This is a genomic window from Sphingomonas sp. CCH9-E2 (genome assembly GCF_001557215.1).
GTDB lineage: Bacteria > Pseudomonadota > Alphaproteobacteria > Sphingomonadales > Sphingomonadaceae > Sphingomonas.
Window position 1 is genome coordinate 1 of record NZ_LSJM01000305.1, and the last position, 21,503, is coordinate 21,503.

Here is a 21,503-nt window from a genome sequence, read left to right on the forward strand (position 1 = left end):
TCAAAGCCCGCCTGCGGCGACCATCGAACCGCGCAAGCCCACCCTCTTTGTCGTGCTGAACGTCAGGGCGGATCCAGCAGCGGCTGCTCCGGCGCCAGCCGGGGAGCTGTTCGTAACTCTGCGTCGGGACCGCGTGGTCCCCTGATCCGTCCTGCTGTCACCGTCGCGCCCAGCTCCGCTCGACGACCCGCTCTGCTGGAACGGGTCGTCGAGGTCGATGGCGATGAGATTACTTCTTGAGCAGGATCAGGCCGCGCGGCGCCGAGGCGGCGGCAGGTCGCGCAGCGGCAGATAGAGCAACTTGAAATAGTCTTCGGCAAGCTGGCGCGCGGTGTCCGGCAGCAGCTTCTTGATCGAGCCGGTGAACGCGCTGGCATAGAATAGAGGCTTGCCGGGCGCGCCGCGGGCGCGTTCCTGAAACAGACGAAACATGACACGGACCAGCTCGGTGCTTTTCGGCCGGCTGACATGATCGTCGCAATCGGAATCGATCGTGATGCAGTCCCATGCGAGCTCGGCATATTGCCGCGCCATCTTGACCATCATCATTGGCCGGTTGTGTGCCTGACAGACATAATAGTGACGATCGTTCGCGGCGCGATCGCCTTTTCTGAACCAGGTATAGGGTGTCTCGTCGAGGACATCCTCGCGCATCGCGGCCGGGAAAGCGCCGACCGCGATGTTGGGATAGCCGAGTGTCTCGAGCCGCCCGGCGAACAGCCCGGCGTCGGCGTCGGCGAGCGCGGGCGGCTTGCAGGTCTCGGCGGCGATGGCCGCGCGTAGCGCAGCGTTGGTGCCGAAGCCGAGGCTGAATGCCAGCGCTTCGGTGAGATGTCCCGAACGAATTTCAGGCAGGGACATGCGCAGCGCCGCCTTGGCAGCGTCGATATTGGCTTGAGTCAGGATGAATAAAGGCATGACGAACCGTCCTCATGTGAAGGCCGCTTATCGCCGATTACAAGACGGCCCGAGGGTCCGGCTGTCGAACGCTTGTCGCTCTGCTCTGCTTGGACCCGGCGACAGGTCAGGTGAGAGGAACCGGCTTCACATCATAATCGGGTCTGCGGGGCGGGCAAGACGATCGAGCGCCAAGCTTGTGGATAAGGAGGCTCGTCTCGGATCGTCCCAGCATGGCGGCTGCCAGCGCGCCTGTGCAAGGCCGGCGGCCCCTCCAATTTTGCTGCGACAATGAGCGTGCTGCGCACGCGCGTTTGTTCGTAGCCGCGCAACAAAATCGGTTCCTCCGCCGCCGCTGCGCGGTGCCTGCGCTACGCTCCGGCAGCCCTGACAGGCACGCCGGCAACCGCCGTCGAGAGGCTGTCTTCGAAGCGGAAGACGTCAAGCGACAGGAGGTTCTCATGACCATGTTTCAACCGATTTCGCAGTGTTCGCATCGCGTGATGGCGACGCTCGTGGCAGGGCTCGAACTGGAATTCGGGCGCGGCGCCGCGGAAGCGCTGGCGGCACGGTTTATCGCGGCGGAGGAGTGCGATTTCATCTGGGATGCACGGGTCGAAGAGCGCTGGCTGGGTGCCTATGAAGCGCTTGAGGAGGAGGGGTTCGAGTTCGACCGGGTTGCCGTGATCGGGGCTCTGGATGGCCACTGGTTCGCTGCGATCTGCATCATCGATGGCGATGGAAACCCGCATGGGATGATCGCGCGGCGCAGCTTCTCAGGCGCGCGGGCAGCGCGAAAGGCGTTCGAGACACTGCATTGATCGAAGCGAAGATGCGGCCGGGATGCGGTGTCGGACAGGCATCGCATCCCGGCTTCTTTTGTCCTCGGCGAGGGTGGATAGCGAGCCACCAGGACACCGATGGACGGCCCGAGCTGAAGGGCCGCGTAAGGCAAGATAAAGCTGTGGCACCGGTGGTGCCGCAAGTGATTGTCTGCACATCGTTTTTCAGGGATTTCTGTGGCACTGCCCGACGCGCGCCAGTGCCGTTCTGGCCGGAATCGACGGATTTCCGCGGCGTTCGATGGCACCGGTTTTCATGCGCGCAGAGGCGGGCCATGCTGTCTCGATACCTATGGCGGAATGCCTCTCATGGCCGACGAAAACGAGTTCGAACCGCGGCTTGGCCGGATGCGCAGCACCGGCGGCAAGCGGGTCCGGAAATATCTTGGTCGCGTGCTCGCAGCCGCCAATCTCGCGCGGGGCGGCGCTGCGGGCTTCGGCGTCAAGCGCGCCGGCTTCTCGGGTGCCAGGATCGGCCGTGGCGCCGGGATCGGTCGCGTGCTTGCCGGTCGCGGCAGTCGCAGCGCCTATGGCGCGCGTCGCGTCATCATCAAGGCGAGCATCGTCAAGCTCGCCGGCAAGGGGTCTGGAGCCGCGGTCGCGCACCTGCGCTATCTCCAGCGCGACGGCACCACGCGCGATGGTCAGCCGGGGCGGCTCTACGGGCCTGACGATGATGTAGTCGATGGTAAGGGATTCCGGGAGCGCTGGGCTGGCGACCGCCACCAGTTCCGCTTCATCGTTTCGGCTGAGGATGGCGCGCAATATGAGGATCTCAAGCCTCTGACCCGGCGGCTGATGGCGCGGGTCGAGGAAGATCTCGGGACCAAGCTCGACTGGGTTGCTATCGACCATTTCAACACCGGCCACCCGCACACCCATATCGTCGTGCGCGGCAGGGACCAGTTCGGCGCCGATCTCATCATCGCGCGGGACTATCTGACAAGCGGCATGCGCGAGCGGGCGTGCGAGCTGGTTGATCTCGATCTCGGGCCGCGCTCGGCGCGTGAAATCGAAGCCAGCCTGCGCGCCGAGGTCGAGCAGGAACGGCTAACCTCGCTCGACCGGTCGTTGCTGCGCGATGCGCAGGCCGGGGTCGTGTCGACCGCCCGGGGCGACGCGTTCGATCAGGCGCTCCGCGCCGGGCGGCTCGCCAAGCTGAGGCGGCTTGGCCTGGCTGAGCCGGTTGGTGGGACGAGCTGGCGTCTCGCGCCCGGACTGGACGACACGCTTCGGCGCCTGGCCGAGCGCGGCGACATCGTTCGCACGATGCAGCGCGAGTTCACGCGCCGCGGAATGGACCGAGCAAGCGCTGACCAGGCGATCTATGATCCGTCAGCGCCACACGCGCGTCCGCTGGTGGGTCGTCTCATTGGCCGAGGCCTCGCCGACGAGCATGCCGATCATCACTATCTGATCGTCGATGGGATTGACGGGCGCAGCCATTACGTGGCGATCGGCAAGGGCGCGGGCCTCGATATCGTGCCCGAGGGCGCGGTGGTTCGGATCGACCCGCAGCGCGCGGATGCGCGTGCGGTCGACCGCACCGTTGCCGCCGTCGCTGCGGCCAATGCCGGACGCTACGATATCGACGCGCATCTCCGCCACGATCCGAGCGCGACCCAGGCGTTCGCCGAAACGCATATCCGCCGGCTCGAGGCGATACGGCGGCTAAGCGGAAATGTGACTCGTGAACCCTCCGGACAATGGATCGTCGCCGAGGACCATCTCGAGCGCGCCGCGGCGCATGAGGCGAGGCTGCTGCGGGACCGGCCTGTGGCGGTCGAGATCCTGTCCTCGCAGCCATTGTCCCGACTGGTAGTGGCGGATGCCGCAACCTGGCTCGATCGAAGCCTGGTCGCGGCGGAACCCTTGGCGCTGCGCGAAACGGGATTCGGCTCCGAGGTTCGCGACGCGCAGGATCGCCGCCGGCAATGGCTGATCGCGCAGGGTCTGGCCGAGCAAGCGGAAGGCGCAACGGGCTATCGTCCCGACCTTCTCTCGACCTTGCAGCGGCGCGAGCTCCTGCGGGTTGCTGGACAGCTGTCGGAGGAGCTCGACCTATCGTTTGCCGATCCCGCGCCGGGTGCGCGGATTGAGGGCATCGTGCGGCGCCGGATTGACTTGGTCAGCGGGCGGTTTGCGCTGATCGAGAAGTCGCGTGAATTCACGCTGGTGCCTTGGCGGCCAGTGTTGGAGCGGCAGGTCGGAAAGCCGGTGTCGGGGATGATGCGCGGTGACGGTGTCAGCTGGTCGTTCGGGCGGGCGCGACAGGGGCCGGTGATCGACTGAGTTGCCAGTGGCATCGAAAACGCGGATCGACTGCTGCGGAGGCTGGAAAGTAGCAAAAGCTAGTAGGGGACATTCCCTTCTGTCCGCTTCGCGCCCTTTAATCGGACGAGTAGGAGTTTTTGCGTACTCCCAAAAGCTGCCGGTAGAGTTTTGACGGTTTGCAGAACGCCATCGCAGGCCGATAATGATCGTCTCGCGCCTTTTTCCTCCCCATCGAGTCGGGGATAAATAAGCAGCGAGTGAAACGATGAAGGGCATGGCGCCGGGGGGCTGCTTTGAAGATTTACGCCGTATCGATCGAGAATTTCCGGGGCATTAGTTCTGCGAATCTGGTGCTGCCCGACCATGCCGTGCTCATCGGCGACAACAACACGGGCAAATCCTCGGTCTTGGAAGCAATAGATCTTGCGCTCGGGCCGGATAGACTGAGTCGTCGCCCTCCAGTCGATGAGCATGATTTTTTTGAGGGCAAATATCTTCCCGTGGCCGCAGCCTCCGCGGAGGGGGGTGCCGTGCCCGATGCGTCTGGAGAGGCACCCGTCGCCGAAGCCCCGAAGATCACCGTCGAAGTCACCATAGTCGGCCTGGCGGAAGAGCAGGAGGCTAGGTTCGGCGGCAATATCGAGTGGCTCAATGTCGAAACCGGCGATTTCTTCACCGAGGCCAACCCGGCGGGTGTTGATGCAGCGAACATCAAGGCGGCGCTGCGCGTCACCTTCATCGGCGGCTACGATTCCGATGAGGACGATTTTGTCGGCAACACCTTCTATTCGCGCAGCCTGACGGAGGGAGATAAGCCCGAACCGTTCTCCAAGAAGGACAAACAGCATTGCGGCTTCTTGTTCCTGCGCTCTCTGCGCACCGGCTCGCGCGCGCTGAGCCTGGAGCATGGCAGCCTGCTCGACATCATCCTGCGGCTGAAGGAAATTCGGCCGCAGATGTGGGAGGGCACGATCGGCACGCTTGCTGCCTTCGACGTGGCAAGTGATCCCGCGCTGGGCATTTCCGGCGTGCTCGACAGCATCGACAAGTCGTTGAAGAAATATGTACCGCGCGAATGGGGTGTGAAGCCGCACCTCAAGGTGTCGAATCTCACGCGTGAGCATCTGCGCAAGGTCGTGACTGCCTTCATTGCCACCGGCGATGGCGATCACGCCGCGCCCTTCTATCGCCAGGGCACCGGCACGATAAACATGTTGGTGTTGGCTATGCTGTCGCAGATCGCTGAGGACAAGCAGAACGTTATCTTCGCCATGGAAGAGGTCGAGACTGCGATCCCTCCCTATGCCCAGAAGCGGATCGTGCATGAGCTGCGAAAGTTGGCCGCGCAGTCGATCGTCACATCGCACTCGCCCTATGTCCTGGAAGAATTCAAGCTCGACGAGACCGTGATCCTGTCGCGGGCCAATGACGGTGTGCTCACTCAAGCGCAGATAGCGTTACCCGACAGCGTAAAGCACAAGCGCTATCGGCAGGAGTTTCGCACGCGTTTCTGCGAAGGCCTCCTGTCCCGTCGCGTGCTGATCGCCGAAGGCGCCACCGAGGCCAGCGCCTTTCCGGTGGCCGCGCGGCGGCTGTCGGAGCTAAATCCCGCCACCTATGCCTCGCTTGAGGCGCTCGGCATCTGCATCATCGATGCGGGCACCGAGTCCCAGATCGCCGATCTCGCCGGGCTGTATAAGGGTCTCGGCAAGCGGACGTTCGGGCTTTGCGACAAGCAGACCGATCCGGCGAAGGCGGCAATCGAAGCCCAGGTCGAGCGGCTGTTCATGCACGAGGAAAAGGGGATCGAAGATCTCATCCTCAAGAATACGACCCAGGATGCGCTTGAACGGTTCTCCGACGCGCTCGACTGGCCGCCGCATATCCTTGCGAAACATGCGAATCCGAAGGCCAATGTGATCGCGGCGCTGAAAGAGTATTTCGGCTGGGCAAAGGGCAACTGGGGCATCGCCGATTTCCTCGGCCAGTGCTCCGAGGCCGAAATCCCGTCCTGGATCCGCGATGCCTGCATAATGCTGAAGGCGATCTGTGATCCACCGGCCGCGCCGCCTGCGGCGCCGATCCCGCCTGTGCCGCCAGCTCCCCCGGCAGGGAACAGCGGGCAAGTCGCTGCCCCCGCACCGGGCGTTTAGAGGGCGCGATGGTCGATCTGACGTCGGCGCAAAAGGATGTTCTGACTGCCGAGGGGCATCAGCTCGTCGTGGGCGGTCCTGGCTCGGGCAAGACCACCGTGTCGATCTTGAAGGCAGCGAAGATCGCGCGGGAGAAACTGAGGCCGGGGCAGCGCATCCTTTTTCTCAGCTTTGCGCGTGCGACCGTCTCGCGCGTGTTCGAGGCGATCGATGAAGAACAGTCGGTCACAAAGGAGGAAAAGAAGCGGATCGAAGTCGATACCTATCACTCCTTCTTCTGGAGAATCCTCAAGGCGCACGGCTATTTGGTCGGATTTCCGCGGCGGATGACGATCCTGACGCCGCCGAACGAGGCGATCGCGCTGTCGGCGATCCGCAGCAGCTTCAAGGCGCCGTCCAAGTTGTCGGACGAGGAGAAGGCGCAGAAGGCCGCTCTGGAAGTGGCCGAGCGCATGCGGTTGGCGACTGAGGAGGGCAAGGTCTGTTTCGACCTGTTCGCGGAGCGGGTGGCCATCTTGCTGCACGGTTCGACCAAGGTCCGCAAGCTTGTGTCGACCATGTACCCGTTCATCATCCTCGACGAGTTCCAGGACACTAGCGCCGAGCAATGGCGCGCGGTCGAGGCGATTGGCAAGAGCAGCACGCTAATCGCGCTGGCCGATCCTGAACAGCGAATCTTCGATTTTATCGGTGCCGATCCGGAGCGGCTGAACCACTTCAAGCAGGCGTTCAAGCCGTCCGAGCACGACCTGGCCGGGGACAATCACCGGAGCAAAGGCACCGATATCGCGATCTTCGGCAATCACCTCCTCACGGGCAAGTTTCGCGACGAGCCCTATCAGGGCGTCGAATATGAGGGGTTCGCGTCGAACCCTAACCAAGCCTATGCGTCGCTCGTCACGCAGGTTCTTCAGGCGCGGCAACGGCTCCTTGCGCTGGGTCGCCGGGACTGGTCGCTTGCGATCCTGGTTCCGACCAAGCGTATGACGCGTCTCGTGTCTGACAATCTGCGCGCGCCATTCGGAAATGTGCCGCCAATTGCGCATACAGCGGCGGTGGATATGGAAGGCCCGATCCTCGCCGCCGAGGTGATCGCCTTCCTCCTGCAACAGCGCAGTCACAGCGGTTGTTTGGATGAATTTGTCGACGTGCTCTGTAGCTTCTTCGACGGACGCGGCGGGGCAGCGCCGACGAAGGGCCATCTGGCCGACGCCGCGCGTTTTAGGTCGGCACTGGAAAAGTGGAATGGATGCCTCGCCAAGGGCAAGGCACCGCCAGGTAACAGTGTCCTCCAGGCCACGTTCGCGGTTCACCAGGCTGCGACGGCCATCGCCTTGACCGGACAGCCCGATGCCGATTGGGCTGCGGTTCGAGCCGTCCTTGAAGCTGGCGCCTGCACGCGGCTTGTTGAGGTGGCGCAGGAAGCCCGCAATGTCCGCCTGCTCGAACGCGGCACACAGCTGCGTCAAAGCCTCTCACAGGATTGGCGCGAAACCGGCGGCTATAAGAACGCCCTCCCAATTACGCGGCAGTCCTTCGTCCAGGAGCACTTCGCGACGGCACACAAACCCGAATCCGGCATCGTCGTGATGAACATGCACAAGGCCAAAGGGAAGCAGTTCGACGAAGTCATCATCTTCGAAGGCTGGCCGAAGCGGTTCAAAGGCGAAATTGTGGGCAACCCTGATCGTATCGTTGGCGGCAATGTGAACTCAGGCGCGATGACTCAGGCCCGCCAGAATTTTCGCGTCAGCGTGACCCGCGCCAAGATGCGTACGACGATCATGTCCCCTAAAGATGACGTCTGCGTATTGCTGATCCCCGTCGAATAGCCTGACTAGCGCGCTGCAATGCGTCGGGGACCTCGGCTAGGTCAGCCCCGGCATCCTAACCGCGGTGGCTGAGCCGGCGCCAAGGGGGCACGCAACGCTTCATCGATCTCCCCAAGGCAACTGCTCACGCCAAGTCCATGTCAGCATGTTTGGCGACACGGCTAACGCGCTCTCGTCCCCGAAAGCCGCCAGACGACTCACAGCCAGTAGTCGCCATCGCGTTCGCGCAAACCTACCTGGGGTGTCCGGCGGCCCCGGAAGTTGAGAAACGCGCTTGAGACGCGCGCCCATGAGGGCCATCCGACGCCGCCGAACGGGCTCTTCCTATCGTTCAAACGATTGCGGTGCCAACCCGCGCTTGCCATTCCGCCCGCGCTCGCCGAAGATTCCCTTGATGAAGAACGACGTGGATCATCTGCCTGAGGTGCAAAGGGGCGAGCTGGAGCGTGTCCAGGGCGTCCTGATGGAGGAGTTCGAAGAGGCGATCGGCAGGGCTACAACGCCGAGCCGTAAGAACGGCAAGATCCTCAAGATCATCCTGTTCGGATCCTATGCGCGTTCCGATTGGGTCGACGAACCCGAGAACGGCTATCAATCCGATTTCGACCTGCTGGTGATCGTCAACCACGACGACCTGACCGACATCGCCCATTACTGGTACATCGCAGAGGATCGCATCCTGCGCGACGCGGCGATCGCGCGGCCGGTCAACATCATTGTGCATTCGCTCGACGAGGTGAACCAGTCGCTCAAGCGCGGCGAGTATTTCTGGGTCGACATCGCGCGGGACGGGATCGTCCTCTACGAGCTGCCCTGCCATCCGCTGGCGACGCCGATGCCGCTCACCCAAGCCGACGCCTACCAGATGGCGAAGACGTACTTCGAGGAGTGGCTGAAGAAGATCGACAGCTCTCTCAAGGGCGCGCAGTTCTACATCGGAGAGCAGGAATGGAAGGACGCAGCCTTCACCCTGCATCAGGCAACTGAGCGCGCTTACGTCTGCTTCCTACTGGTGCGGACCCTCTATTTCCCACGCTCGCACAATATCAAGTTCCTACGCTCGCTCGCTGAGGGCAACGAGCCCCGGCTGATCGAGGCTTGGCCCCGCGATACCCGCATCGATCGTCGGCGCTTCCAGTTGCTCAAGCGCGGCTATGTCGAAGCCCGCTATTCCAGCGCCTATGAGATTACGATCGAGGAGCTGAACGCGATTCTGGCGTGCGTGCGAGCGCTGCGCGACATCATCGAGCGGGTCTCGCGTGAGAGGTTGGAGCAGCTGCGCGCCACGGCTGGGTCGTAGAACTCCATCAAGATCAATGCCCTGACTTGAAACGGCGCCGTGCACCACCGACATCCCTCCTATCGTTCAACAACGGAAAGGAGGTGGTCAGATGTCTCATTGTCGCACGCCGCGCGCGGCAGAATCTCTGAGCATGACCTCCACCGCGGGGGTCCGGCTCGGCTGAGCTGTCCGCGTTCGGATGACAATGGAAAGGCCGTCCCGAGAGGGGCGGCCTTTCGCGTTTGATCAGTCGAATGCTTCCGGCCATATGTCGAATGACTGCATCGTCATCTCAGCCCTAGCTGGCCGCACAGCGCCGCTGGGCACCATGTAATTTCGAGCGCCGTTGGAAGAGTCATTGCCCGTCGGGATTTCCCCCGGCGGGAGCCTCTTCGTGACCCCCACCAAGCTGCTGATCGGACAAATCCTTATCGTCTTCGGACTTGTGATCGCGGGCCTGTGGGCGGCGACGCAATGGGCGGCGGCGATGCTGGCCTATCAGCCCGAGCTGGGCCGGCCCTGGCTGATCGTCGGTGATGTCCCGGTCTACCGGCCCTGGGCGCTGTTTTCGTGGTGGTATCATTACGACGCCTATGCGCCGCACGTCTTCGACAAGGCGGGCATGCTCGCTGGCGCCTCCGGCTTCCTCGGCTGTGGCGCGGCGATAGCCGGGTCGCTGTGGCGCGCCCGCCAGCGCAGCAACGTCACCACTTATGGCTCCGCGCGCTGGGCAAAGCCCGGCGAGATCGAGCGCGCGGGGCTGTACCGCGACCGCGGCGTGCTGCTCGGTCGGCTCGGCGGCCAGTATCTGCGTCACGACGGCCCCGAGCACGTCATGGCGTTCGCGCCGACCCGGTCTGGCAAAGGCGTCGGCCTGGTCGTGCCGACTCTGCTGTCCTGGACCGGCTCGACGGTGGTCCACGACATCAAGGGCGAGAATTGGACGCTGACCGCCGGCTGGCGGTCGCGCTTCTCGCATTGTCTGCTGTTCAACCCCACCGACCCGCGCTCGGCGCGCTACAATCCGCTGCTCGAGGTCCGCCGCGGCGCCGACGAAGTGCGCGACGTCCAGAACATCGCCGACATCCTGGTCGATCCTGAGGGGGCGCTCGAGCGGCGAAACCACTGGGAAAAAACGAGCCATGCGCTGCTGGTCGGGGCGATCCTCCATATCCTCTATGCCGAGGAGGAGAAGACGCTCGCCCGCGTCGCGACTTTCCTGTCCGATCCGCAGCGCAGCTTCGTCGCGACGCTTCGGCGGATGATGTCGACCAACCATCTCGGCACTCCTGAGACGCCGCGCGTCCATCCGGTCATCGCCTCGGCCGCGCGCGAACTGCTCAACAAGAGCGAGAATGAGCGCTCGGGCGTGTTGTCGACCGCGATGTCGTTCCTCGGCATCTACCGTGACCCGACCGTTGCCGAGGTCACTTCACGCTGCGACTGGCGAATCGCCGACCTGATCGATGGCGAGCGGCCGGTCTCGCTGTACCTGGTCATTCCGCCCTCGGACATCAGCCGCACCAAGCCACTCGTCCGCCTCGTGCTCAACCAGATCGGCCGCCGTCTGACCGAGCGGCTCGAGCAGCGGGACGCTACGACGCGCCGGCACCAGCTGCTGATGATGCTCGACGAGTTCCCGGCGCTGGGCCGGCTCGACTTCTTCGAGACGAGTCTCGCCTTCATGGCCGGCTACGGCATCCGCGCCTTCCTGATCGCCCAGAGCCTCAACCAGATCGAAAAGGCCTATGGCGAGCACAATTCGATCCTCGACAATTGCCATGTCCGCGTCGCCTTCGCGACCAACGACGAGCGCACCGCCAAGCGTATTTCCGACGCGCTCGGTACCGCCACCGAGCAGCGCGCGATGCGCAATTATGCCGGCCATCGGCTCGCACCCTGGCTCGCGCATGTCATGGTCAGCCGCCAGGAAACCGCCCGTGCCCTGCTGACGCCCGGCGAGGTCATGCAGCTGCCGGCGACCGATGAGCTGGTGTTGCTCTCCGGGCTCGCGCCGGTCCGCGCGACCAAACTGCGCTATTTCGAGGACCGTAATTTCAGCGGTCGGGTGCAGCCGGCACCGGTTCTCGCCGATGGTGTCTATGGCGACCGCCCCCGCCAGCGATCGAACGACTGGGGCCGGTTCGCGCGGTTCCCCGACGCGCGGCTCGAGCTCGCCGCGGATCTGACCGATGCCGGAGATGATGGCGGCATGCAGCAACAGCGGCATCCCGGCCTCGCCCAGGAGGGCACGGCCCATTCTGTCGAGGCGGACCAGGCCGTGCAGGTCGCGCCGGACGACGACGACAATGTTGCCGCGGACAAGCGCGCGATGGAGCAGGCGCAGGGGCTGACCCCGGCGGCGCGCGCCTATGGCATCAACGAGGGCGCGCATCGCGACCTCATTCCGGGGCTCTGACGATGAAGGTCCGCCAGAACCTCTATATTGATCGCGAGCTCAGCGAAGCGCTCGAAGCACTCGCCGCCAGTCCCGGCGCGAACAAGTCTCGGCTGGTCAACGACGCATTGGCGAGCTGGCTCGCGCGGCACGGTTCAAAGGAGGTCGATGACCTGCTCAAGGTCCGGCTCGACCGCATGTCGCGCGAGATCGGTTTGGTCCGCCGCGACATCGACGTGGTGCTTGAGAGCCTTGCGCTGTTCGTGCGCTACCAGCTGCTGGTCACGGCGCCCTTGCCCGAGGCCGACAGCGCGGCGCTCGCGATCGGGCTCGAGCGGTTCGAGAAATTTGTCGGCCAGGTCGGACGCCAACTTGCCAGCGGCAGGCGCACCCTCGGCCCCACCGAGCCATTGGAGAAGGGGTCGTGAGCGGCGCGGCCGATACCGTGTCGGAAGGCCGGCGCCGCGCGATGCTGCGCACTGCGATGGGGCCAGCTATCGCCGCAGCCCTCGCCGACCCGCTCGTACTCGAGGTGATGATAAACCCGGATGGCGCGCTGCGGCTCGATCGGCTGGGCGAAGGGCGGACCGATACCGGCATCCGCTTCGAGCCGGCCCAGGTCGAGCGCATTATTCGGCTCGTCGCCAGCCACGCCCGTATTGAGGTGCATGCTGCGTCGCCGATCGTCTCGGCCGAGCTGCCGCCGCATGGCGAAGGCGCTGGCGAGCGGTTCGAAGGCGTGCTGCCCCCGGTCAGCCTCGCGCCCTGCTTCTCGATCCGCAAGCCGGCGATTCGCATCTACACGCTGCTCGACTATGTCGCTGACGAGATCATGTCGGCCGAGATGGCGCGCCTGCTGTCGCTGGCTGTGGTCGAACGCCGCAACATCCTCGTCGCCGGCGGCACCAGTTCGGGCAAGACGACGCTGGCCAACGCGCTGCTCGGCGAAATGGCGCATCTAGACGAGCGGGTGATCCTGATCGAGGACACGCGCGAGTTGCAGTCGCCTGCGCCCGATACCGTCGCGCTGCGCACCCGCGCCGGCCATGTCACCATGGCTGATCTGGTCCGCTCGACGCTGCGCCTGCGGCCCGACCGCATCATCGTCGGCGAGGTACGCGGCGGCGAGGCGCTCGATATGCTCAAGGCTTGGAACACCGGCCACCCCGGCGGAATCGCTACCGTCCATGCCAATAGCGCAGCCTCCGCGCTGCTGCGCATCGAGCAACTGATCCAGGAAGCCGTGGTCACCGTGCCCCGCCGGTTGATCGCCGATGCGATCGATCTGGTCGTGTTCATCGCCGGGCGGGGTTCGGCTCGCCGGGTGGACACGCTCGCACGCGTCGCCGGCCTCGATCCTGACGGCGACTACGCTCTTTTCGACCACCCCCTCGATTTCGCCCGCGCACCTCAAGGAGATTGACCATGCGCCTGTCCGTATCTTGCCGCCCTCCGCTCCCCTTAGCTGCGCTTGCCTTCGGGCTGGCGATCGCCGTTTCCGCGCCGGCCCTCGCGAGTGGCTCCGGCATGCCCTGGGAGCAGCCGCTCCAGCAGGTGCTCGAATCGGTCCAGGGGCCGGTCGCCAAGATCATCGCGGTGATGGTGATCATCACCACCGGCCTGACACTCGCGTTCGGCGAGACCTCGGGCGGCTTTCGCCGGCTCATCCAGATCGTGTTCGGCCTGTCGATCGCGTTCGCCGCCTCCTCCTTCTTCCTGAGCTTCTTCAGCTTCGGCGGCGGGGCGCTGGTCTGATGTCGACTCGCGTCGGCCATCACATCGAAGGGTTTGAGGCAGCGATCCATGGCAGCCTCGGGCAGCCCATCCTGCTCGGCGGCGCGCCGCGCGGGCTGGCGATCGTCAACGGCACGATCGCCGCAGCGATCGGGCTGGGCCTCCAGCAATGGCTGGTCGGGCTGGCCCTCTGGGCGGTCGGGCACAGCGTCGCGGTGTTCGCAGCGCGCCGCGACCCGGACTTCGCGCCGGTCCTGCTCCGCCATCTCCGCCAGAGGAGCTATCTCGCATGCTGAGCTTGCGCGAATATCGCCAGTGCGCCGACCGGCTCGCCGATCATCTCCCTTGGGCAGCGCTCGTCGCACCGGGCGTAGTGCTCAACAAGGACGGCAGCTTTCAGCGCACGCTTCGCTTCCGCGGGCCGGATCTGGAAAGCGCGACCGAGGCCGAACTGGTCGGCGCCTGCGCCCGCGCCAACAATGTGCTCAAGCGGTTCGGATCGGGCTGGGCCCTGTTCTTCGAGGCCGAGCGTGTCGAGGCGCTCGCCTATCCGGCGAGCGCCTTTCCCGATGCCGCTTCCTGGCTGGTCGACGAGGAGCGCCGCGCCACCTTCGAAGCAGAGGGCGCGCATTATGAAAGCCACTATCACCTGACGCTCACCTTCCTGCCGCCGGCCGATGCGAGCGATGCTGCCGGCCGGTCGCTGGTCGAGCGCAACGAAGAGGTCGATGGTCGCGACTGGCGCATGGCGCTGGCCGGCTTCATCGCGGAGACCGACCGTGTGCTCGATCTCTTCGCGGGCTTCATGCCTGAGGTACGCGGGCTCTCCTCCGAGGAGACGCTTGCATATCTTCATGCCTGCATTTCGACCCGCTGCCAGCCGGTCGCGGTGCCCGAGACGCCGATGTATCTCGACGGGCTGCTCGCCGATACGCCACTGGTCGGTGGGCTGGAGCCGAAGCTCGGCGACCGGCATCTGCGTACCATCACCGTGCTCGGCTTCCCCAATATGAGCCGTCCGGGAATCCTCGACGCGCTGAACGCCTCGGACTTTGGCTATCGCTGGGTCACCCGCTTCATCGCGCTCGACAAGACCGACGCGACCAAGGCGCTGACCAGGATCCGGCGCCAATGGTTCAACAAGCGCAAGTCGATCACCGCGATGCTGCGCGAGGTGATGTACAATCAGCCGGCGCAGCTGCTCGATAGCGACGCTGACAACAAGGTTGTCGACGCCGACCAGGCTTTGCAGGCGCTCGGCGCAGATTATGTCGCGTTCGGCTATCTGACCGTCACGATCACCGTCTCGGACGTGGACCGTATGCGCGCCGACGAGAAGGTCCGCGCGGTCGAGCGGATCGTCAACGGCCTCGGCTTCACCTGCGTGCGCGAGGGCGTCAACGCGGTTGAGGCATGGCTGTCCTCACTGCCCGGCCACACCTATGCCAATGTCCGGCAGCCGCTGGTCCATACCCTCAATCTCGCCCATCTGATGCCGCTCTCGGCGATCTGGGCGGGGCCGGTCACCAATGCCCATCTCGGCGGGCCGCCGCTACTGGTCGCTCAGACCGCGGGCACGACGCCGTTCCGCTTATCGACCCATGTCGGGGATGTCGGCCATATGCTGGTGGTGGGGCCGACCGGCGCGGGCAAGTCGGTGCTGTTGGCGCTGATCGCGCTGCAGTTCCGGCGCTATCCGAGTGCCCAGCTCTACATCTTCGACAAGGGCTTTTCCGCACGCGCCGCGGTGCTCGCTATGGGCGGCGCGCATCACGCGCTCGGCTTGGGAAGCGGCGCAGGGAAGGACGGAGGAAGTGGGCTCGCCTTTCAGCCGCTGCGGAAGATCGACGATACCGATGAGCGTAGCTGGGCGGCGGAATGGATTGCAGCGCTGCTCGCGCACGAGAAGGTCCTCGTCACCCCGGAGGTCAAGGAAGCGGTCTGGTCGGCGCTGGGCTCGCTCGCCTCAGCACCGGTCGAGGAGCGGACGCTGACGGGGTTTACGCTGCTGCTCCAGTCGAATGCACTGCGGACCGCGCTGACCGCCTATACGCTCGATGGCCCTTATGGCCGGCTGCTCGATGCTGCCGAACAGGCGCTGGCGCTCTCCGATATCCAATGCTTCGAGACCGAGGCGCTGATGGCCCAGTCGGGTGTGGTCGCACCGGTCCTGACCTATCTGTTCCACCGGCTTGAGGAGCGCTTCGACGGTCGTCCGACGCTGCTGATCCTCGACGAGGCCTGGATCTTCCTCGACCATCCGCTGTTCGCCGCGCGCATCCGCGAATGGCTGAAGACGCTGCGCAAGAAGAACGTCGCGGTGCTGTTCGCGACGCAGAGCCTGGCCGATATCGCCGACAGCAGCATCGCGCCCGCGATCATCGAGAGCTGCCCGCAGCGCATCCTGCTTCCCAACGACCGGGCGATCGAGCCGCAGAGCCAGGCCGCTTATCAGCGCTTCGGACTCAATGCGCGGCAGATCGAGCTCGTCGCGCGGGCTACGCCCAAGCGGCATTACTATCTCCAGTCCGCCCGCGGAAATCGCCTGTTCGAGCTCGGCCTGGGACCGATCGCGCTCACCCTCTGCGGCGCCTCTGATCCGGACAGCCAGCAGCAGATCGATGCGCTGCTCACCGAACGTGGCGCAAGCGCCTTCGCCGCCGAATTCCTCGCCTCGCGCGACCTCGCATGGGCCGCCGCGCTGCTCGGCGACTTCATTCCCCCGGTTCGCTGACCCTCTAACCGAAAGGAGAACACCCATGTCCCAGCGAAACCTCCGCCGACACTTCTCGAAGTATCTCGTCGCCACAGCGCTCGCGCTCGGCAGCGCCGGTTCGCTCGGCATGGCGCTACATGCGCCGCCGGCGCGGGCGCAGATCACCGTGTTCGATCCGTCGAACTATTCGCAGAACCTGCTCACTGCGGCGCGAACGCTCCAGCAAATCAACAACCAGATTCAATCGCTCCAGAACCAGGCAACGATGCTGACGAACCAGGCGAAGAATCTGAGCCGGATCGACTTCCCCGAACTCCAGGCGCTGACCCGGACACTACAGCAGATCGACCGGCTGATGGGCCAGGCGCAAGGGATCGGCTTTCGGGTCGATAATGTCGACAGCGAGTTCCGGCGGCTGTTTCCGCAGAGCTTCGACCAGGCGCTGACCACCAACGATCTTGTCGTCGGTGCCCGGACTCGCCTCGACACCTCGGTCGCCGCGTTCAATCGGACGATGCAGGTGCAGGCGCAGGTTGTCGGCAATGTCGCTGCCGATGCACAGGCGCTCGCCGCGATCGTGGCGAAGAGCCAGGGCGCCGAGGGCGGACTCCAGGCGCAACAGGCGACCAACCAGTTGCTGGCGCTCACCGCCAAGCAGCAGTTCCAGATCCAGAACATGATGGCGGCGCAGTACCGTGTCGAGACGCTCGAAGCGTCGCGCCGCGCTCAGGCCCAGGCCGAGGCGCAGGCCGCCACTCGAAAGTTCCTCGGCAACGGCACGGCCTACCACCCTCGCTAGGGGCCTCCCGTCCGAGCGTGACGGCGGGCGCTGCCCTCGGTTCGCCGTCACCCCGCGGGGCGCGTCTCCGGTTCCCCGAGCGCGCTCCGCGGGACTTCTCCCCGCCGACAGGAAATGACCATGACCGACCTCAACGTCATCGACCAGTTCCTGCAGGCGTTCATTCGCTACATCGACAGCGGGTTCGGCTTGCTGGGCGGCGATGTCCATTTTCTGGCGGCGACGCTGATCGGCATCGACATCACGCTGGCGGGCCTGTTCTGGGCGCTGGGCGGCGAACAGGATGTGATGGGGCGCTTCCTTAAGAAGATCCTCTATGTTGGCGCGTTCGCCTTCATCCTGAACAGCTTCCCAACCCTCGCGACGATCGTGTTCAACTCGTTCGCTGCGGCCGGGCTGACCGCGGGCGGCGGCACCATCTCGGCCGACGATCTGCTCAAGCCGGGCAGGCTGGCCGGAACGGGATTCTCCGCTGCCTGGCCGCTGCTCGAGCAGGTCTCGCAGCTTCTCGGCTTCACGACCTTCTTCGACAATTTCCTGACGATCGCTGTGCTGCTCTTCGCCTGGGTGCTGGTGATCCTGTCGTTCTTCATCCTCGCGATCCAGCTGTTCATCACGATCCTGGAGTTCAAGCTGACCACCTTGGCCGGCTTCGTGCTGGTGCCCTTCGCGTTGTGGAACCGCACCAGCTTCCTCGCCGAGCGCGTGCTGGGAAGCGTTGTCAGCTCAGGCATCAAGGTGATGGTGCTCGCCGTTATCGTTGGGATCGGTTCGAACTACTTCAACGATTTCGTCGGATCCCTACAGGGTCAGGAGCCCGATATCGGGAAGGCGATGAGCCTGGCGCTCGCCGCACTCACCTTGTTCGGACTCGGCATTTTCGGTCCGAGCATTGCGACCGGCCTGGTCTCCGGTGCGCCTCAGCTCGGCGCCGGCGCGGTCGCCGGCACGGCGCTCGGTGCCGCCGGCGTCGTTGCGCTGGGTGGTGGTGCCGCCCTTGCCGGTGGACGTGCCATCGGAGGGGCCGCTCTGGGTGCGGTCCGTGCTGGCACATCGATGGGCTCGGCAGCGTCGACTGCCTACAAGCTCGGCCAGGAGAGCACGGGCTCCACCAGCGTCGGCACCGGGCTCAAGGGGGTTGCGAGCGCGGCGGGCAGCGCATTGCGCAATCGCGCCGCCGGGGCTTTCGGTATCGGCGAGGCCGCGGCTTCGGGTCGCCAGGCAGCTTTCGACGCGCTTGCCCACCGGCAGACGCCCGCCACCAGCGGATCCGATCAGGCCGCCGAGCACCAGCCGGCCTGGGCGCAGGCACTGCGCCGCCAGCAGGATGCGCGCCATCATCGCCAGGTCGTCGCCCACACCCTGCGCGAGGGCGATCGCGGCGGCGCGTCGGCAACCCCTGACATCAAGGAAAAGGAGGACTGAGCGATGCTCTTCAAGCGAAGCGTCCAGCGCTACGGGCGAACGCCCGAACCCGACACGCCCTTTCATCGTGCCGGCCAGCTCTGGGACGAGCGGATCGGATCGGCGCGCGTCCAGGCGCGCAATTGGCGGCTGATGGCCTTTGGCGGACTGGCGCTCACTACGGCCATGTCGGGCGCGCTGATATGGCAGTCGCTGCAGAGTCGGGTGACGCCCTATGTCGTCGAGGTCGATCGCCTCGGCGAGGCACGCGCGATCAGCGAAGCCGAGGCTGGGCATCGCCCTACGGACCCCCAGATCTCCTGGCATCTGGCCCGCTTCATCGAGAAGGTGCGCTCAGTCTCGCTCGACCCGGTGCTGATGCGGCGCGACTGGCTATCGGCCTATGACTTCGCCAGCCAGCGTGGCGCGGTGTTCCTCGGTGACTATGCGCGGTCGGCGAACCCGTTCGGTGCCATTGGCCAAAAGACGGTATCGGTTCAGGTCACGAGCGTGGTCCGTGCGTCGGATCAGTCATTTCAGGTGAAGTGGATCGAGACCGCCTTCGACCGGGGCGCGCAGGCGGGAACCTCGCACTGGACCGGCATCCTGACCGTCAAGCTCAAGCCGCCCGCATCGGCGGAGGTGCTGCGCAAGAATCCGCTCGGCCTCTATGTCGATGCGATCGACTGGAGCCGCGAGATCGAGCCGGCGGCCAACCCGGCGGTCTCGTCGCGAGCAGCCGCGCGCCCGGTGCAACCGGCCCCCGAAGTTTCGATCACCGCCGCGACTGATGGCGCCGCCTCGGCGAGCCCAATCCCTGCCAATCCGGAGAATCGGCAATGAAACGCCCCAGCAACTTGCCCACGCTGTTTGCGGTGGCGATTGTCTTGATCGTACCCACCAGCACCTTTGCGCAGCGTTCAAGCGCCGCCAATGCTCCCCAGCGGACGACATCGACGATCGCCGCGGCAAACCGGGCCGCAACGCGCGAACCGTCTCCGCTGGCCTTTCTCAATGCCGCTGCGGTCATGCCCTATGCCGAAGGCGCGATCTATCAGGTCTACACCACGCCGGAACGCGTGACCGACATCGTGCTTGAGCCCGGTGAGGTGCTGGGCGCGGTGGCGAGCGGCGACACGGCGCGCTGGGTGATCGGCGATACCACGAGCGGCGCAGGTGGCAGCAAGCGCGTCCATATCCTCGTGAAGCCCTATGCTGCGGGTCTCTCCACCAATCTCGTCATCACCACGGATCGGCGGACCTATCATCTCGCGCTCACCAGCGCGCGCAGCGTCGGCATGTCGGCGCTGAGCTGGACCTATCCGCAGGATGCGTTGCTGGCGATCCAGCGAACCGAGGAAGCGGCGGCTGCGGCTACCCCGGTGGCCGCCGGACTCGACGTCGATCAGCTCCATTTCAACTATGCCATCTCCGGGGATACGCCGCGATGGCGGCCGTTGCGCGCGTTCGACGACGGCAGGCAGACCTATATCGAGTTTCCTGCGAGCCTGGCGGTCGGGGAAGCGCCGCCGCTGTTCCTCGTTGGCGCGAAGGGCGAGGCGCAGCTGGTCAACTACCGCCTGCGCGGACGCTATTATGTGGTCGACAGGATCTTCGACGTTGCCGAGCTCCGCCTCGGCGCCAAGCGCCAGGAGATCGTCCGGCTTACCCGCATCGATGAAGCCGGGCGCCGCGGTCGGACGAAGGGGAGAGCGTCGTGACTGCAGAAATCGCTGAGGCGCCCGACGGCGCCGCTTCCATGAGGTCGCCGAAGGTGGATCCCGAGACCCTGGTGCTGCGCGCCCGGCCCGGACGCGCGATCCGCTTTAAGCGCGGCGTGATCGTGTCGCTCGCCGCGATCGCCGTCGCCGGCGTCGTCGGCACGGCTTGGTTCGCGCTCGAGCCTCGCGCGCTGCATCTCGCCGCGGACGGCGACGACAAGAACCTCGCGGCCAAGGCGCCGACCGATACACTGGGCGCGCTGCCGGCGAGCTACGATACAGTGCCGAAGCTGGGGCCGCCGCTGCCCGGAGATTTGGGCAAACCCATCCTCGATCGTCAGCGCCAGCTTGCTGGCGAGGGGATACCACCAGTTCCGCCGGTATCGGCAGTACCGCAAACCGCCGACGACGCCCGCCAGCGCCGGGCTGCGGAACTCAAGGCGGCGCGTGAATCCGGATTGCTGATCCAGACCGCCGGCCAGCAAGCGCAGGGCGGACCGATGCCGGCGGGTCCGACGCCGGGACCGCCGCGGTCTGGTGAACAGATCGCCAAGGTCGCAGTCGATGCCGAGCGCGATCCCAACGGCCAGGAGCGCAAAGCCGATTTTATCCGTACCCCCGGCAATGCTACCGACATCAACCCGCATGCGGTGACGCCGCGTCCATCGCCGTTCACCCTGTCTACGGGCAGCGTGATCTCGGCAAGCCTGATCACCGGCCTGAGATCGGACCTGCCGGGTCTCGTGACCGCGCAAGTAACCGAGCGGGTCTTCGACAGCGCGACTGGCAATATCCTGCTGGTACCGCAGGGTGCCCGGCTCATCGGCGCATACGACAACGTCGTCGCGTTCGGGCAATGGCGGGCACTGGTCGTATGGCAGCGGATCATCTTCCCCGACGGTAGTTCGATCCGCCTGGACAACGCGCCGGCCACCGATCCGTCGGGCTATGCCGGGCTAGCCGACAAGGTCGATTTCCATACCTGGGCGCTGCTCAAGGGCGTGGTGCTGTCGACCCTGCTCGGCGTTGGTTCGGAATTGCAGTTCAGCGGTGAGAGCGATCTGGTCCAGGCCGTGAGGCAGTCGACCCAGCAAAGCGTCTCGCGCGCCGGCGATCAACTCACTTCGCGGAATCTGCAGATCCAACCGACGATCACCATTCGCCCGGGCGCACCCGTCCGGCTGCTGGTGCATCACGACCTGATCCTGAAACCCTGGATGGAGTAATGGCGATGGCGGACCTACGTCTTCCGCGGCTTCCCGACCGCACCCCGGTGAAGATCAGCATCCAGGTGCCCCCGCACCTCTTCGCCGATCTCACGCGATACGCAGCGCTCTACAAGGAGGCCTATAGCCAGGAAGAGGCCGTCGCCGACCTGATCCCGTCCATGCTGACCGCCTTCCTCGACAGCGACCGGGCCTTCGCGAAAGCCCGGTCGGGTGGGAAGTGAC

The 21,503-nt window shown here is 65.2% G+C and carries 18 protein-coding genes; 17 read left to right on the forward strand and 1 reads right to left on the reverse strand.

Annotated features, from left to right (window positions below):
- Nucleotides 1-246: 246 nt before the first annotated feature.
- The gene (locus tag AX681_RS13960) at nt 247-918 is read right to left on the reverse strand and encodes a hypothetical protein (RefSeq protein WP_066573264.1); all 672 of its coding nucleotides are present in this window, start codon (nt 916-918) and stop codon (nt 247-249) included.
- 440 nt (nt 919-1,358) lie between these two features.
- On the opposite strand from AX681_RS13960, the gene AX681_RS13965 reads away from it, so the two are divergent.
- The 17 genes from AX681_RS13965 (at nt 1,359) to AX681_RS14045 (ending at nt 21,502) form a co-directional block, all read left to right on the forward strand.
- A complete protein-coding gene (locus AX681_RS13965; protein WP_066573268.1) occupies nt 1,359-1,718 on the forward strand; it encodes a hypothetical protein in 360 nt (119 codons plus the stop codon).
- Between the two features lie 330 nt (nt 1,719-2,048).
- A complete protein-coding gene (gene rlxS / locus AX681_RS13970; protein WP_066573271.1) occupies nt 2,049-4,031 on the forward strand; it encodes a relaxase/mobilization nuclease RlxS in 1,983 nt (660 codons plus the stop codon).
- 275 nt (nt 4,032-4,306) lie between these two features.
- A complete protein-coding gene (locus AX681_RS13975) occupies nt 4,307-6,166 on the forward strand; it encodes an ATP-dependent nuclease (protein ID WP_066657192.1) in 1,860 nt (619 codons plus the stop codon).
- 8 nt (nt 6,167-6,174) lie between these two features.
- On the forward strand, nt 6,175-7,998 hold the full coding sequence (locus tag AX681_RS13980; RefSeq protein WP_066573275.1) for a UvrD-helicase domain-containing protein: 1,824 nt from the start codon (nt 6,175-6,177) through the stop codon (nt 7,996-7,998).
- A gap of 394 nt (nt 7,999-8,392) precedes the next feature.
- Nucleotides 8,393-9,298, forward strand: a complete 906-nt coding sequence (locus tag AX681_RS13985) for a HEPN domain-containing protein (RefSeq protein WP_066573281.1) — start codon at nt 8,393-8,395, stop codon at nt 9,296-9,298.
- Nucleotides 9,299-9,674: 376 nt separating this feature from the next.
- Complete coding sequence (locus AX681_RS13990; protein WP_066573283.1) at nt 9,675-11,699, forward strand: conjugal transfer protein TraG; 2,025 nt, start codon at nt 9,675-9,677, stop codon at nt 11,697-11,699.
- 2 nt (nt 11,700-11,701) lie between these two features.
- Entirely contained in the window at nt 11,702-12,106 is a 405-nt protein-coding gene (locus tag AX681_RS13995; RefSeq protein ID WP_066573285.1) for a CopG family transcriptional regulator, read from the forward strand.
- Between the two features lie 41 nt (nt 12,107-12,147).
- Nucleotides 12,148-13,101, forward strand: a complete 954-nt coding sequence (gene trbB / locus AX681_RS14000) for a P-type conjugative transfer ATPase TrbB (protein WP_066573926.1) — start codon at nt 12,148-12,150, stop codon at nt 13,099-13,101.
- Nucleotides 13,102-13,103: 2 nt separating this feature from the next.
- Nucleotides 13,104-13,433, forward strand: a complete 330-nt coding sequence (locus tag AX681_RS14005) for a TrbC/VirB2 family protein (RefSeq protein ID WP_075152901.1) — start codon at nt 13,104-13,106, stop codon at nt 13,431-13,433.
- Complete coding sequence (locus AX681_RS14010) at nt 13,433-13,708, forward strand: VirB3 family type IV secretion system protein (protein ID WP_066573287.1); 276 nt, start codon at nt 13,433-13,435, stop codon at nt 13,706-13,708. The genes AX681_RS14005 and AX681_RS14010 overlap by 1 nt, the downstream gene beginning before the upstream one ends.
- Entirely contained in the window at nt 13,702-16,146 is a 2,445-nt protein-coding gene (gene trbE / locus AX681_RS14015; RefSeq protein WP_066573290.1) for a conjugal transfer protein TrbE, read from the forward strand. The genes AX681_RS14010 and trbE overlap by 7 nt, the downstream gene beginning before the upstream one ends.
- Nucleotides 16,147-16,171: 25 nt before the next feature.
- Nucleotides 16,172-16,927: a P-type conjugative transfer protein TrbJ gene (trbJ, locus tag AX681_RS14020; RefSeq protein ID WP_066657190.1), complete on the forward strand. Its 756-nt coding sequence runs from the start codon at nt 16,172-16,174 to the stop codon at nt 16,925-16,927.
- Between the two features lie 120 nt (nt 16,928-17,047).
- On the forward strand, nt 17,048-18,352 hold the full coding sequence (gene trbL / locus AX681_RS14025; protein WP_066573929.1) for a P-type conjugative transfer protein TrbL: 1,305 nt from the start codon (nt 17,048-17,050) through the stop codon (nt 18,350-18,352).
- Nucleotides 18,353-18,355: 3 nt separating this feature from the next.
- On the forward strand, nt 18,356-19,174 hold the full coding sequence (trbF, locus tag AX681_RS14030; protein ID WP_066573294.1) for a conjugal transfer protein TrbF: 819 nt from the start codon (nt 18,356-18,358) through the stop codon (nt 19,172-19,174).
- Nucleotides 19,171-20,052, forward strand: coding sequence for a P-type conjugative transfer protein TrbG (gene trbG, locus AX681_RS14035; RefSeq protein ID WP_082737834.1), 882 nt, complete (start codon nt 19,171-19,173; stop codon nt 20,050-20,052). Before trbF ends, trbG begins: the two co-directional genes overlap by 4 nt.
- A complete protein-coding gene (locus tag AX681_RS14040; protein ID WP_331710022.1) occupies nt 20,049-21,278 on the forward strand; it encodes a TrbI/VirB10 family protein in 1,230 nt (409 codons plus the stop codon). The genes trbG and AX681_RS14040 overlap by 4 nt, the downstream gene beginning before the upstream one ends.
- Nucleotides 21,278-21,502 carry a DUF2274 domain-containing protein gene (locus AX681_RS14045; protein ID WP_443026117.1) on the forward strand — a complete coding sequence of 75 codons (225 nt, stop codon included), beginning with the start codon at nt 21,278-21,280 and terminating at the stop codon, nt 21,500-21,502. The genes AX681_RS14040 and AX681_RS14045 overlap by 1 nt, the downstream gene beginning before the upstream one ends.
- The last annotated feature ends 1 nt before the right edge of the window (nt 21,503 follow it).

Coding starts and splice junctions, on each gene's coding strand:
- trbB (WP_066573926.1), top strand. CDS start 12,148: ATGCTGCGCACTGCGATGGGGCCAGCTATCGCCGCAGCCCTCGCCGAC.
- trbL (WP_066573929.1), top strand. CDS start 17,048: ATGACCGACCTCAACGTCATCGACCAGTTCCTGCAGGCGTTCATTCGC.
- AX681_RS13965 (WP_066573268.1), top strand. CDS start 1,359: ATGACCATGTTTCAACCGATTTCGCAGTGTTCGCATCGCGTGATGGCG.
- AX681_RS13995 (WP_066573285.1), top strand. CDS start 11,702: ATGAAGGTCCGCCAGAACCTCTATATTGATCGCGAGCTCAGCGAAGCG.
- AX681_RS13960 (WP_066573264.1), bottom strand. CDS start 918: ATGCCTTTATTCATCCTGACTCAAGCCAATATCGACGCTGCCAAGGCG.
- trbE (WP_066573290.1), top strand. CDS start 13,702: ATGCTGAGCTTGCGCGAATATCGCCAGTGCGCCGACCGGCTCGCCGAT.
- AX681_RS13985 (WP_066573281.1), top strand. CDS start 8,393: ATGAAGAACGACGTGGATCATCTGCCTGAGGTGCAAAGGGGCGAGCTG.
- AX681_RS13980 (WP_066573275.1), top strand. CDS start 6,175: ATGGTCGATCTGACGTCGGCGCAAAAGGATGTTCTGACTGCCGAGGGG.
- trbJ (WP_066657190.1), top strand. CDS start 16,172: ATGTCCCAGCGAAACCTCCGCCGACACTTCTCGAAGTATCTCGTCGCC.
- trbF (WP_066573294.1), top strand. CDS start 18,356: ATGCTCTTCAAGCGAAGCGTCCAGCGCTACGGGCGAACGCCCGAACCC.
- AX681_RS14010 (WP_066573287.1), top strand. CDS start 13,433: ATGTCGACTCGCGTCGGCCATCACATCGAAGGGTTTGAGGCAGCGATC.
- rlxS (WP_066573271.1), top strand. CDS start 2,049: ATGGCCGACGAAAACGAGTTCGAACCGCGGCTTGGCCGGATGCGCAGC.
- AX681_RS14005 (WP_075152901.1), top strand. CDS start 13,104: ATGCGCCTGTCCGTATCTTGCCGCCCTCCGCTCCCCTTAGCTGCGCTT.
- trbG (WP_082737834.1), top strand. CDS start 19,171: ATGAAACGCCCCAGCAACTTGCCCACGCTGTTTGCGGTGGCGATTGTC.
- AX681_RS14045 (WP_443026117.1), top strand. CDS start 21,278: ATGGCGATGGCGGACCTACGTCTTCCGCGGCTTCCCGACCGCACCCCG.